A 12,662-nucleotide genomic window follows, 5' to 3' on the forward strand; every position below is an offset into this window, starting at 1 on the left:
ACCGTTACTACACTAAACATAGCACCCCAAGCCCATCTGACGAGGGCTCGGGGTGTTTTTTTGTTTTAGGAACCTCACAGAGATAGCATGAACAGCTCGCTGATTTTGTGGATGTCGCTGGCTTTGCTCACCTTCTGGTGTGTGGGCCTGTACAACCGCCTGATGCGCATGCGCGCCCGCGGTCTGAGCGCACTGGGGTCTGTGGACAAGCATGTGCGCCAGTACGCGGAAGTGGTGTATGAGCACGGATTGGACGGCGATAGCGCCGACAGGTCACTGGGCCCGTGGAATCAGTTGCTGACCGATCTACAAGGACTGGATCATGCGCTGAAAGCGGCCAAGTCCGCGCCGTTGGCGGCAGAGGGGCTGACCCGATTGCGGCAAGCCATCGATACGCTGCAATCCGCCTGGCGGCAACTGCATGAGATGCCCGCCGATCTGGCTGGTGCCGTTGTTCCCGCGGTCATGCAGGTTCGCTGGGAAGCCATTACCCAACGGGTTGAGTCCGCGCGCAGTGGTTTCAATCAGATCGCAGCGAAATACAACGAATCGCTGGAACAATTCCCCGCCCGCCTGGTTGTCGCAATCATGGGCTTCAAACCAAGTGGCATGCTCTAAGGGCGACATGAATCAAAAAGAAGTAGCACTGCCCTTGTGGCGCCAGCTCAGCGCAACGGCAAGCATTGTGCAAGCGGTGCGATCCGGGGTGTCTGGTACCGCTGCCTTAGAAGCCGTGGCGCCGCAGCTGCGTCCCGGTGTGCAGGCGCTGGTCTTTCATGTCTGGCGCAATTTGGGGCGTGCCGAGGCCTTGCGTGGCAAACTGGCCAGCCGCACGCCGCCTGCGGCCGCAGATGCCTTACTGTGCTCTGCCCTGGCACTGGCGTGGGATGAGGCGCAGGCGCCGTACGACTGTTTCACCCTGGTGAACCAGTCGGTGGAGGCTGCCAAACGCCAGCCAGATACCAAGGCGCAGGCCAATTTTTTGAATGCCTGCCTGCGCCGGTTCCTGCGTGAGCGCGACGCCTTGGTGGTCAGCACGGACGTCGATCCGGTTGCTCTATGGAATCATCCCCTGTGGTGGATCAAGCAGATTCAGCGTGAGCAGCCCCAACATTGGCAGGCCATTCTGAAGGCCGCCAATGGACAAGCACCCATGGTGCTGCGGGTCAACCAGCGAAAAACCAACGCAGCGGACTATTGCATGATGTTGGAACAGGCGGGCATTGCTGCCAAATTGCAGACTGGGGGCTCCATTGTTCTGCAACGTGCGGTGGGGGTGCAACAGCTCCCCGGCTTTGCCAAGGGGTTGGTGTCGGTGCAAGATGCCGCTGCCCAGATGGCAGCCACGCTGTTGCTGGACGGAATGCCCAGGGGGACAGACCAGCGTATTCTGGACGCCTGTGCCGCGCCAGGCGGAAAGACCGGGCATCTGTTGGAGCTGTCGGATGGACATGTATTGGCCTTGGAAATTGATGGCCGCCGGACCGACCGCATTCGCCAAAATCTGCAGCGCCTGGGTCTGCACGCCGAAATTGTGACTGCAGATGCTTCGCAACCGCAAACCTGGTGGGACGGTCGTCCCTTCGATGCCATCTTGCTCGATGCCCCGTGCACAGCGTCGGGCATTGTGCGCCGTCACCCGGATGTGCGTTGGCTCCGCCGTGAGTCTGACGTGGCCCAACTAGCGGCCATCCAGCAACACATGTTGCAGACCCTGTGGGGGCTTTTGCGACCTGGTGGCCGCCTTCTGTACTGCACCTGTTCGCTATTCAAAGCCGAAGGTGATGGGCAGACCCAAACGTTCCTCACACACAACACCGATGCAGTTTTGATGCCATCCCCAGGTCATTTAATACCCCGAAATGGTGCCAAACTGGGAGCTGTCCCGGACAATGAACCTTGTGATCACGATGGTTTTTATTACGCGTTGCTGCAGAAGAGAATGGCCTGAAAAGGCCCTGCGTGCGTTGTGTTTGGGCTGGATGGTTCTATTTGGCGTGCCGGCACAGGCAGATACCGCCACCGATATTTTGCAATACCAGGTGGAACGTGTAGACGACGAAGTCTTGCTCTCCGCGCAAATCGCCTTTGAGCTGCCTTCCGCGGTGGAGGAAGCTTTGCTCAAAGGCATCCCCATGTTTTTCGTCACCGAGGCCGAGGTCCTGCGGGAGCGCTGGTACTGGTCCGACAAGAAGCTCAGTGTCGTCGAGCGCCATATCCGTCTGGCTTACCAGCCCCTGATGCGGCGTTGGCGGATCAATGTCACGGCTGGCCCGGGCCGGGACACCAGTTTGGGGCTGGCCTTGACCCAGAACTACGAATCGTTGGCGGATGCACTGGCTGCTGTGAAGCGGGTTTCCCGCTGGAAGATTGCCGATGTCCCCGATTTGGATGGCAGTCCCAAATATCGGGTGAACTTCAGCTTCAGTTTGGACTTGAGCCAACTCCCCCGCCCCTTTCAGATCGGAGCCCTGGGTCAATCAGATTGGGACATTGCGGCAACCGCCAGCTCGGTAGTGTCTCTGGCACCATTTAAATGACCGACTCCGTGCACACTGGCACGCCTGATCCACTTTTGCGGCGTTCCCCGGCCTTGCGCTGGACATTGGCGGCGGGTGCCCTGAGCATGGTAATCATTGGGTTGGTATTGCTCTACCTGCTGATGCAGGCCACCAACAACCGGGAAATGTACGAGCGCAACTACGCGCGTCTTTTCTACATCAACGTGGTGGTGGCATCCGTGCTGTTTGCCGCCATCGTGTGGGTCGGCTATCGCCTGCTGGCGCGTTTGCGCCAAGGCCGCTTTGGTAGCCGCCTACTGGTCAAATTGGCCATGATCTTTGCGCTGGTGGGGCTGGCACCCGGTTTGTTGATTTATGTGGTGTCTTACCAGTTTGTATCGCGCTCCATTGAAACCTGGTTCGATGTCAAGGTTGAGGGCGCGCTGGAAGCTGGTTTGAATTTGGGGCGCGCTACCCTGGATGCCCTGTCCAACGACCTGACCGCCAAGACCCGGACAGCTGCGGCCCAACTGGCCGAAGTGCCCGAAGGCACCGTGGGCCTGGCACTTGACAGACTGGGCGAACAAATGGGTGCGGTCGATGTCACGATCTGGAATGCCAACGGAACGGCACTGGCCTACTCGGGGCAGTCCCGTTTCCAGCTGAGTCCAGACAAGCCTACTTTTTCGCAGTTCCGCACAGCCAGGGCCGAGCGGTCCTTATCCTGGATTGAAGGCTTGGATGAAGCTGCCGGCAGCAATCCGGGTGGTGTGCGCATCAAGGTCTTGGTGCCGCTCTCCAGCACTGCATTGGGGCTGGCACCTCAAGTGCGCTATTTGCAGGTAAGCAGAGTGTTGCCACCCAACCTGGTCGCCAATGCGCTGGCGGTGGAAAGTGCAAATCGTGAATACCAGGAAAGAGCCTTGGGGCGTGAAGGCCTCAAGCGCATGTACATCGGAACCCTCACGCTGAGTCTATTCTTGGCCGTGTTTGGTGCAGTTTTGTTAGCGGTCATTCTGGGGGACCAAATTGCGCGGCCTCTATTGATGCTGGCCGAAGGCGTCAGCCAGGTTGCCGCCGGCGATCTAACGCCAAAGCTGACCCTGCAAGGCAATGACGAACTGGGGGGGCTGACCCGCGCGTTCGCCTCTATGACCAAGCAACTGGCCGATGCACGCCAGACCGTGCAACAAAGCATGGCGCAGGTGGATGCCGCACGCGCTAATCTGCAAACCATTTTGGACAACCTAACTGCCGGGGTGATTGTGCTGGATGCGCAGGGCACCATCCGGTCTTCCAATCCGGGGGCGACGCGCATCCTCCAGGTACCGCTGATGGAGCATGAGGGGCAGTCATTGGCGGGCATCGAAGGACTGCAGGAATTTGGAAATGCCGTGCAAACCCAGTTTGCCGACTTTTTGGTGCAGCGAACCGAGCAGGGGGTGGATCACTGGCAGCGTTCTTTTGAACTGGGCGCTGGCACTTCGCCACAACACGGGCCGTTTGACAAGACATTGACCCTGGTAGCCCGGGGAGCCGAGTTGCCTGGCGACGAGCGCCTGCTGGTGTTTGATGACATCTCCGACATCGTGTCGGCCCAGCGGGCGCAGGCGTGGGGCGAAGTTGCACGCAGGCTGGCACACGAAATCAAAAACCCACTCACCCCGATTCAGCTATCGGCGGAGCGTCTGCAGATGAAGCTTGCTGGCAAACTGGAGCCCACTGAACACGCGATCATGACCAAGTCGGTCAAGACCATCGTGGACCAGGTGGACGCGATGAAGCGCCTAGTAAACGACTTCCGCGATTACGCCCGCTTACCCGCTGCAGAATTGAAACCGTTGGATCTGAATGCACTGGTGGAGGATGTGTTGCAACTCTATGACAGCGAAAAGCCTGGCGTGCCTATCAGGCTCGAACTGGATACAGCCAGCCCTCTAGTGTTGGGGGACGTGCAGCAACTGCGCCAGGTCATTCACAACTTGCTGCAAAACGCACAGGACGCCAGTGAATCGTCCAAGACCATTGATGCTGGCGATTCCAGCATCATATTGCGAACGCAGTTTCTGCCCTCCATGGGACGGGTTCGTTTGAGTGTGCTGGATTGCGGCGGCGGTTTTCCAGAGCACATTCTCAAACGTGCGTTTGAGCCCTATGTCACCACCAAAACCAAAGGCACCGGATTGGGGCTGGCTGTAGTGAAGAAAATTGTCGATGAACATGGCTCACGAATCGACATTGTCAACCGCGTTGCAGACGGAAATGTATTCGGTGCGCAAGTATCGTTATCATTGGCGGTCGCAGACGGCGACACAGCGACTGCGGCACCGCACAGTGGCACCTAAGGGACAACACAAACAACATGGCAAACATACTGGTTGTTGATGACGAACACGGCATTCGGGATTTGCTTTGGGAAATCCTCAATGACGAAGGTCACAACGTTGAGCTGGCCGAGAATGCGGCACAGGCGCGTGCAGCACGTACCCGCGAACGTCCGGATCTGGTGTTGCTGGACATCTGGATGCCCGACACAGACGGTGTGACCCTTCTGAAAGAATGGTCCTCGGCAGGTGTCCTCACCATGCCGGTGATCATGATGAGCGGCCATGCAACGATCGATACCGCGGTAGAAGCCACCAAGATCGGCGCGTTAGCGTTTTTGGAAAAGCCCATTACTTTGCAAAAGTTGCTCAAGGCCGTGGAACAGGGGTTGGCACGTAGCATTCTCAATAAGTCCTTGGCGGCTGCGGCTGCGCCTCGTCCCTTGGTAGCCCCGGTGGAAACCATGGGTTATGTCCAACCGGTAGTAGCTGGACCGGTGGAGGCCGGCCTGCAGGCCAGCCAGAATTTTTTGCTGGACAAGCCCTTGCGCGAAGCGCGCGACGAGTTTGAGAAGGCCTATTTTGAATACCACCTCTCCAGAGAAAACGGTTCCATGACCCGGGTGGCAGAGAAGACTGGTTTGGAGCGCACCCATTTGTACCGCAAGCTCAAACAGCTTGGAGTGGACCTCACCCGCGGCAAACGCAACGGAATTTGATGTGCAAGGCGACGGAATGCATGAATTTCGCTGCTATAATTTAAGGCTTAGGCCCGGTAGCTCAGTCGGTAGAGCAGAGGATTGAAAATCCTTGTGTCGGTGGTTCGATTCCGCCCCAGGCCACCAAATTGAAGGCCCATCTGCTGGATAGGTTTTTCATTGATCACTCCGGTGGTCATTCTGCGGGAATAGCTCAGTTGGTAGAGCGATACCTTGCCAAGGTATAGGTCGAGAGTTCGAGCCTCTTATCCCGCTCCATATTTCTCCTATTGAACCAGCCCTGTTCATTGCGACAGGGCTTTGCCTTTGGCTTTTTAGTCATTGGCTTTTCAGCCATTGGCCAGGGAGAGTTCGGCACGCGTTCGGTGGCGACTCTCAGAGTTGTGCCAGTGGCTTCACAAATAACTATAACGACGAGGGGACATACCCATGAGACAAATCAAGAACCATACACGGTGCGAATTCAGGATTGAGAGCAACCGCACCTTGCGTAACCCCCACTGGGCCGTGTCCGCAGGCAAAGAGTTGCTGGTGCATGACCGGTCTTTGGCGGTGGCAATGGCAGCGAAGACCCGGACAGTTCCCTGTGGCGGCGAGATCCGGGTGGTGCATACGCCTACGGGGGAAGTGATTTTCCGGAAGACGAATGAGTGCCTGAGTGGGGGTTAAGTGCCCACAGCGTGATCGTTAGCCCGGCTGCACCGACAGCACGCGTTGAGCCACCATATCCAAGGCTGGCTTGGTATTCCCCTGTTTGTCCGTCCAGACCTTTGGCGTAAGGCTCCCAGCAACTGCCAGCGAGTCACCCTCCTGCAATTGAAGCAAGGCGGTACAAGGCGCGTCATCAAAAGCGATGACATTGACGATCAATGTTTCACCTTCACCAGTTTGGGCAAGAACTTTGGCCACAACAAACAATTTTTCGCCCTTGCCTCTTCGCTCTTCTGGATCACCGAGTATCTTGCCAGCGACTAAGCCATCGATCATTATTTCGCCTTTTGCATAGTGGAGAACCTATTGTCATCTGCGCTGCAGTCAAACTGCAAAATTTGATGATCAGTGAAGCTGATTGACCAATAGGTCGTATTTGCGACACATCAAAGATCGCGGGCCTACTGAACATCAGCCAAGTTGAAAACTGTATTTATAAAGAGCCAATTTTCTGGTAGCGTACGTAACAGCGACGCAGTGCACAGACAAAAGCTAGCTTTTGACGCTGACGAAGTAACGCAGCGACGTAGGCTCTTAAAAAGGGAACGGTTGTGAATGGACAGGAAACGTGCCAAGACGTATTGCGATCTGCGACAGACAGAGTCAACCGTGCGGACACGCGCTGCGCGACCGCCGCACATTTCCAATAGATCGTCAAAGTACTCTTCACAACGGAATCGCAATGACCATCCAAGACTTCATGCAGAGCTACAAGGCAGCCTGGGAGCGACGCGATCCATCAATGTTCGCCGCGCTCTTCGCACTCGACGGGACCTATCGCAATACGCCGTTCCAAGTTCAACGTGGCACCGAGCAACTCGTCGAGTATTGGAAGCGGGTGCAACTCCAACAAGACGTCCAGCTCGCGTTTGCAGTCTTAACCAGCAAGCCAACATCGGGCATTGCCCATTGGCACGTTACCTACCAAGTCGCCTCAGAGGAGCTGTTCCAAGTTTGGGCTAGGTCCATTGGCACAAACCTCGTAGCTCGCAGGCCAGGAGACCCGCTGCCGCGAATGGTGCTCGACGGCATCCTCGAAGCCTCATTCAGCGCTGGCTTGTGCTCGGACGCGCGCATCTGGTGGCACAGCATGCCAGAGCAGGCATGAACCGAAGCAACCTACGCCTAACCATTCCTATATGGACTCCCCTACAGTTACAAGGAACTGACTGATATTTGGCTTTTTGGGAAGCGCCTGCTGCTCGTTTTCCTGCATCTGATTTGGACTATGGCGTGGACCGTGCAGGCATGGACTCTGCGTCACCGATGCGCCAATCGTTACAAGCGGCTGGAATAGAGCCAGAATAGTTATCGGCGTCTGTCGGAGTTAGGAGAGGTTTACATAACAGAGTGCCTGAGTGGAGGGTGATATCCTTAGGTAAGGCGATGCGGTTTCTAGGACAGGCGGTTAACCTGAGTGGATGGGGGGGTAGCGAAGTTTTTCTGGCTGAGGTAGCATAGATAGACATTTCGGAGAACTCCCATGTTCAGTGGTTTTCTCGGCAAAGGCAAAAAACCAGATGGTTCTACACCCAAGGACGCGGCAGACTCGCGTGGCTTGGAAGTGCGGGAAGACGATCCCGACACAAGTTGGGGCCTCTGGGAAAATGCGGTCGCCGAACAAGATTCGCGTTTCAGTGCCCTTCAATCGGGTGACGGTGATGCACCTGTCAGTGCGCATGCTTATTTGCGCACGGAGCCCTTGCCGTTGGTTGACCCCGACCCGGTGCCACCAGTCTCACGCGAAGAACGCACTATGGAGCAGCGCAAGGAAGACGCGATGCAGGTTGTTGAGCTCCATCACCACCGCATTGCCAACACCATACGAACGCTGTGGGGTAACAAGGAGTGCAGTGTCTATATCTCCAAGTTGATATTGAGCGGTAGTGATGACACGGGCAAGGCTCGTATCGGCTTCAATCAAGAGGCGGCAGATGCCATGATGGTGCTTGCCGACCTGCATGACGCACTGTTTGGTGCTGTGGGGCCGTCTGCTAACTCCGCGTTTTCCGTCAAAACCGGATACGATGCGTTGCGCTAAAACCGACGTCTTTTAGCGGATTTGTGCTGCCGCCGCAGCGGTAGTGGCGGCTTTCTGGGCAAATTCAGCCCGCAGTGCCCGGAGTTTTTCGCGCGGATCTTCTTTCACCGTTGCTTGGTTCAGGCCCATCTCAGCAATGAAACGGCTGGGAAGTGCCGTCACCAGATCGCGCCCTTTTTTGCGGCGACGCGTCCAACTGACCGCCAGACTGCACTGGGCACGGGTAATGCCCACATACATCAGCCGGCGTTCTTCCTGCAGCCGCACAGCCAGGTCCTCATTAATTGATTCGTGTGTCTGACTGGAGCCGCCCATTGATTCAGCACCATCGCTGAGCTTGAATGGCAGCATGCCCTCGGTCACCCCCACCAATTGCACGTGGGGCCACTCCAGACCCTTGGAGGCGTGCAGGGTGGAGAGTGTCACCACGTCCTGGTCTTTCTCACGCTCATTGATGGTGGACAGCAGGGCGATGGTTTGTGCCACCTCTAGCAGATTCTTCACCTCACGCGTGGATATGCCGGCGACGTCGTCCAGTTCACCTCCGCAGCGCTGCGCCATCCAGTCACAAAACTCCAGCACATTGGCCCATTTGGCGGCAGCCACCTTGTCGCTGTCCTCGCCGTCAAGCAGATGCTTCTCATAGCCAATTTCCTTGAGCCAGGCCAGTATGAATGCCTTGGCGGCCTTCGGCGCCTTCCGTTTGGCGGGCGCGGTACTCCAGGTCGTTCACATAGCGGCCAAATTCGTGCAGGCTACCCAGCGCGCGGTTGGGCAACATGGCGCCCAGGGAACTGGAAAACAACGATTCGAACAGACTCAGCTTGAACTGGCTGGCAAACACGCCCAGCGTACCCAGGGTCTGGTGCCCAATGCCGCGTTTGGGGGTGGTAATGGCACGCAAAAACGCGGGGTCGTCATCGTTGTTGGCCCATAGGCGAAACCAGGCGCACAGGTCGCGTATTTCGGCGCGGTCAAAAAAGCTCTGTCCGCCCGACACCTTGTACGGAATGCCGGCCTTGCGCAGCGCCTTCTCGAACGGCTTGGCCTGGTGGTTGGCCCGGTACAAAATGGCGAAATCCCGAAACTCTCTGTGTTGCGTCCCTGCCTGTGCCAGTGCACCGCCAGATCGCAGGCTTTGGATACGGGCCACGGCGCGTTCCGCCTCATGTTCTTCGTTGTCAGCGTCCACTACCCGCACGGGTTCGCCCTCGCCCAGATCACTCCACAAATTCTTGGGGAACAGCTTGGGGTTTGGCCCGATCACATTGTTGGCGGCGCGCAGGATGGCGCTGGTGGAGCGGTAGTTTTGCTCCAGCTTGATGACCTTGAGCGCTGGAAAATCCACCGGCAGCCTGCGCAGGTTGTCCAACGTGGCGCCACGCCAACCGTAAATGGATTGGTCGTCATCGCCCACTGCGGTAAAGCGGGCCTGGCCGGCCGGGTTGCCGCCCACCAACAACTTGAGCATTTCGTACTGCGTGGCATTCGTGTCCTGGTATTCGTCTACAAGAATATGGCCCATCAGCCCTTGCCACTTCTGTCTGACATGCTCATAATTTTGTAGCAATTTGAGGGGAAGGCTGATCAGATCGTCAAAGTCCACGCTCTGGTAGGCGGTCAAGCATTCCTCGTAGCGCGCCATGATCGTTGCGGTGATGCGGGCGTTGTCATCCTGTGCCAGCGCAAGGGCCTGAGCAGCGTTCAGGCCGGCGCTTTTCCAGCCGCTAATGGTCCATTGCCACTGGCGGGCGGTGGCCGCATCCGTGCTGCCGCCGGCGTCCTTGAGAACGCTGGTGACATCATTGGTGTCCAGAATGCTGAACTGCGGTTTAAGCCCCAGTGCATCACCGTCCTGGCGCAGCATGCGCACGCCCAGCGCGTGAAAGGTGCACACCAGCACGTCCTTGGCGGCCCTGCCAATCAGCCCCTTGGCGCGTTCACGCATTTCAGCGGCGGCCTTGTTGGTAAAGGTGATGGCGGCGATACGCTGAGGCGGCAATCCAGCCTGGATCAAACGCCCAATCTTGTGGGTAATGACCCGGGTTTTGCCCGATCCGGCACCAGCCAGCACCAAGCAGGGGCCGTGCATATAGTTCACTGCCTCCTGTTGTGCCAGGTTGAGGCCGTGGGACATGGAAGCAGCAGAAGGGGAGGTAGAAGACATTCAGGCAAAGCTTGCGGACAATCGCGCCATCTTAACGGGTGACAGCCGGGCGGTGGAAATGACCCGACAATGGAGATGTGCTGCACATTCTCATCATCACCTTTCCCTTTTTCGCCTTGGTCCTGTGTGGCTTTATCGCGGCCCACCGTGGCATGTTGCCCATGCCAGCCATTCCCGGTCTGAACGCCTTTGTGCTGTTTTTTGCATTGCCGTGCATGCTGTACCGGTTTGGCGCCAGCACCCCGATTGCCCAGTTGCTGGACCCGAGTGTGGCGCTGACCTACCTGCTGTGCGCCCTGATCATGGTTGGCTTTGTGGTGGCGGTTACCTTGCATGGTCGCATTGGCTGGAATGATGCTTCCTTTGGTGCGCTGGTGGGAGCCTTTCCCAACACTGGTTTCATGGGGGTACCGTTGTTGGTGGCTCTGCTTGGGCCCAAGGCGGCAGGACCGGCCATCGTGACGATATTGGTGGACATGGTGATTACCACCTCCTTGTGCATTGCCCTTTCCCGATTGGATGGTCATGATGGCGCCTCGGCAGGCCGGGCGGCTAAAAATGCCCTCAAGGGTGTCGCCGCCAATCCCATGCCCTGGTCCATATTGTTGGGTGCGCTGGCTTCGGCCGTGCAACTGGAACTTCCCAAGCCCGTGGAACAGACCGTGGGCCTGTTGGCGGATGCGGCATCTCCCGTGGCGCTTTTTACCATTGGCGCGGTGCTGGCCCGTTCGCAGATCATGGCCCGCTCGGGCGAAGCGCACCCTGTGCATTGGCTGGAAGTGGTGCCAGTGGCGGCGATCAAGTTGTTCCTGCACCCTTTGTTGGTGTTGCTCGTCGGCGCAGGGGCGGTGCAATTGGGTGTGCCCATGGACCGCTTCGCCCTTACGGTGCTGGTGTTGCTGGCCGCGCTGCCCAGTGCCAGCAATGTATCGCTGCTGGCCGAGCGTTTTGATGCCGACAACGGTCGTATTGCGCGCATCATTTTGGTGTCGACAGCGGCGGCATTTTTTACCTTTTCCGGGGCAGTGGCTTTGATGACCTGAGTAACAGGAGTCTGGCCGCAGCGTCTTGCCGTTTCAGGGTTTGCCCAATTTGTCCCGGTAGCCGCCGGGTGTGCCCCCGGTCCACTCCTTGAAGGCGTGGGTGAAAGCGCTTTGGTCCTGGTAGCCAAGTAAAAACGCGATATCTGTCAGGCTCAGGTCACGCTGGCCCAGATAGCTGAGGGCCAATTCCTGGCGGGTTTGGTCCCGCACCTGCTGAAAGCTGGTGCCTGTTGCGCTGAGTTTGCGCTGCAGCGTCCGCTGTGTCAGATTCAAATCCTGCGCCACACTGGCCAGGTTGGCCCGGTCTTGCGCCAAATGTCGGGACAGGCTGGCGCGCACCAGGGTGGTGATGCTGGCGTTATCTTGCAACCGCAGCTTTGCTTGCAACAACTGTTCAGCGTGCTGTCGCAGCACCGGGTACAAGCCCACATCGGCATTGGGAACTGGCAGCGCCAACAAGGCTGCGTTAAACCTGGCGCCATTCAAACTGGCACTAAAGGTGACATCCGTACCAAAAATACGCCGGTATTCGCTGGTGTCCGTTGGTGCCGAATGGGTGAAGGACACAGCGGCAGGCGGCAGGGGCGAGCCGGCCAGCCAGTTACCAAACACCCGCACCCCGGCAAATACGCTTTCGGCCAGATGCCGGCTGGCCTGGGGGAAATGGCTGTGCCATTGGTATTCGGCTATGCTGCCCTGAACCTGCAGGGCTGATCGACCCAGGTCATGGGCCAGACTCTCATAGCGCAGGGTTTGCTGGAACACCTGACCCAAGTCGCGGCAGCTCAACAGAATCAGGCCGTAGACGCTGTAGGTGCCCAGCTTCACCCGCTCGCCCACGTGCAGACCAAAGTGTGGGTGTTGGGCCAGTTGGGCGCCAGCGTCCAGCAGGCGCACGTAGTCGGCAGCGGCCAACGATTCGGGTACGGGGGACAGGGAGGTTTCTGGCAAACCGGCCGCCAGTGCCAGGGCCGGTAGCGCCACCCCCCGCTCCACGGCGAGTTCCAGCAGGGGCTGCACATAGGCGCCTGCCACCCGGCCCGCAGTCGGTTTAACGGACGCGGGAGAGCGGGTTGGCATGATTGAACAAATCCATTGGCATGAATGCGCAAGACACCAGACAGTTGCAAGACTACAGTGGCGGTCAGTGTAGCAA

10 protein-coding genes, 2 tRNA genes and 1 pseudogene are annotated in these 12,662 nt (G+C 58.0%); 10 read left to right on the plus strand and 3 right to left on the minus strand.

The features are described from left to right. Positions 1-87 precede the first annotated feature (87 nt). The 7 genes from IPI80_RS18490 (at position 88) to IPI80_RS18520 (ending at position 5,802) form a co-directional block, all read left to right on the plus strand. Complete coding sequence (locus tag IPI80_RS18490; RefSeq protein WP_413862573.1) at positions 88-618, plus strand: LemA family protein; 531 nt, start codon at positions 88-90, stop codon at positions 616-618. A 7-nt stretch (positions 619-625) separates the two neighbouring features. Further along, positions 626-1,951 (plus strand): 16S rRNA (cytosine(967)-C(5))-methyltransferase RsmB, encoded by a 1,326-nt coding sequence (gene rsmB / locus IPI80_RS18495; protein ID WP_413862574.1) that lies wholly within the window; start codon positions 626-628, stop codon positions 1,949-1,951. Continuing rightward, entirely contained in the window at positions 1,911-2,540 is a 630-nt protein-coding gene (locus IPI80_RS18500; RefSeq protein ID WP_413862575.1) for a DUF4390 domain-containing protein, read from the plus strand. The genes rsmB and IPI80_RS18500 overlap by 41 nt, the downstream gene beginning before the upstream one ends. Further along, positions 2,537-4,846, plus strand: coding sequence for an ATP-binding protein (locus IPI80_RS18505; protein ID WP_413862576.1), 2,310 nt, complete (start codon positions 2,537-2,539; stop codon positions 4,844-4,846). Before IPI80_RS18500 ends, IPI80_RS18505 begins: the two co-directional genes overlap by 4 nt. A gap of 17 nt (positions 4,847-4,863) precedes the next feature. After that, positions 4,864-5,544, plus strand: a complete 681-nt coding sequence (locus tag IPI80_RS18510; RefSeq protein WP_413862577.1) for a response regulator — start codon at positions 4,864-4,866, stop codon at positions 5,542-5,544. A gap of 50 nt (positions 5,545-5,594) precedes the next feature. Beyond that, positions 5,595-5,670 (plus strand) — tRNA-Phe (locus IPI80_RS18515). A gap of 56 nt (positions 5,671-5,726) precedes the next feature. After that, positions 5,727-5,802 (plus strand) — tRNA-Gly (locus tag IPI80_RS18520). A gap of 429 nt (positions 5,803-6,231) precedes the next feature. Here IPI80_RS18520 and IPI80_RS18525 read toward each other — a convergent pair. Then, the gene (locus IPI80_RS18525) at positions 6,232-6,531 is read right to left on the minus strand and encodes a single-stranded DNA-binding protein (RefSeq protein WP_413862578.1); all 300 of its coding nucleotides are present in this window, start codon (positions 6,529-6,531) and stop codon (positions 6,232-6,234) included. 406 nt (positions 6,532-6,937) lie between these two features. Between IPI80_RS18525 and IPI80_RS18530 the strand changes: the two genes are divergently transcribed. Together IPI80_RS18530 and IPI80_RS18535 are read left to right on the plus strand one after the other, a co-directional pair. Further along, positions 6,938-7,363 carry a nuclear transport factor 2 family protein gene (locus IPI80_RS18530; protein WP_413862579.1) on the plus strand — a complete coding sequence of 142 codons (426 nt, stop codon included), beginning with the start codon at positions 6,938-6,940 and terminating at the stop codon, positions 7,361-7,363. A 375-nt stretch (positions 7,364-7,738) separates the two neighbouring features. Continuing rightward, complete coding sequence (locus IPI80_RS18535) at positions 7,739-8,296, plus strand: hypothetical protein (RefSeq protein ID WP_413862580.1); 558 nt, start codon at positions 7,739-7,741, stop codon at positions 8,294-8,296. Positions 8,297-8,308: 12 nt separating this feature from the next. Here the strand turns inward: IPI80_RS18535 and IPI80_RS18540 are convergent. Continuing rightward, positions 8,309-10,433, minus strand: a pseudogene (locus IPI80_RS18540) (ATP-dependent helicase). Positions 10,434-10,540: 107 nt separating this feature from the next. Here IPI80_RS18540 and IPI80_RS18545 point away from each other — a divergent pair. Further along, entirely contained in the window at positions 10,541-11,506 is a 966-nt protein-coding gene (locus IPI80_RS18545; RefSeq protein ID WP_413862581.1) for an AEC family transporter, read from the plus strand. A gap of 33 nt (positions 11,507-11,539) precedes the next feature. On the opposite strand, the gene IPI80_RS18550 is transcribed toward IPI80_RS18545, so the two are convergent. Next, positions 11,540-12,586, minus strand: coding sequence for an AraC family transcriptional regulator ligand-binding domain-containing protein (locus IPI80_RS18550; RefSeq protein WP_413862582.1), 1,047 nt, complete (start codon positions 12,584-12,586; stop codon positions 11,540-11,542). Positions 12,587-12,662 lie beyond the last annotated feature (76 nt).

Origin of the sequence: Candidatus Aalborgicola defluviihabitans, from assembly GCF_016705985.1 — a bacterium.
Lineage (GTDB): Bacteria > Pseudomonadota > Gammaproteobacteria > Burkholderiales > Burkholderiaceae_C > Allorhodoferax > Allorhodoferax defluviihabitans.

What these genes read in the sequence shown, in the direction of transcription:
- IPI80_RS18490 (WP_413862573.1), top strand. Translation starts at nt 88, where the DNA reads ATGAACAGCTCGCTGATTTTGTGGATGTCGCTGGCTTTGCTCACCTTC.
- rsmB (WP_413862574.1), top strand. Translation starts at nt 626, where the DNA reads ATGAATCAAAAAGAAGTAGCACTGCCCTTGTGGCGCCAGCTCAGCGCA.
- IPI80_RS18500 (WP_413862575.1), top strand. Translation starts at nt 1,911, where the DNA reads ATGGTTTTTATTACGCGTTGCTGCAGAAGAGAATGGCCTGAAAAGGCC.
- IPI80_RS18505 (WP_413862576.1), top strand. Translation starts at nt 2,537, where the DNA reads ATGACCGACTCCGTGCACACTGGCACGCCTGATCCACTTTTGCGGCGT.
- IPI80_RS18510 (WP_413862577.1), top strand. Translation starts at nt 4,864, where the DNA reads ATGGCAAACATACTGGTTGTTGATGACGAACACGGCATTCGGGATTTG.
- IPI80_RS18525 (WP_413862578.1), bottom strand. Translation starts at nt 6,531, where the DNA reads ATGATCGATGGCTTAGTCGCTGGCAAGATACTCGGTGATCCAGAAGAG.
- IPI80_RS18530 (WP_413862579.1), top strand. Translation starts at nt 6,938, where the DNA reads ATGACCATCCAAGACTTCATGCAGAGCTACAAGGCAGCCTGGGAGCGA.
- IPI80_RS18535 (WP_413862580.1), top strand. Translation starts at nt 7,739, where the DNA reads ATGTTCAGTGGTTTTCTCGGCAAAGGCAAAAAACCAGATGGTTCTACA.
- IPI80_RS18550 (WP_413862582.1), bottom strand. Translation starts at nt 12,586, where the DNA reads ATGCCAACCCGCTCTCCCGCGTCCGTTAAACCGACTGCGGGCCGGGTG.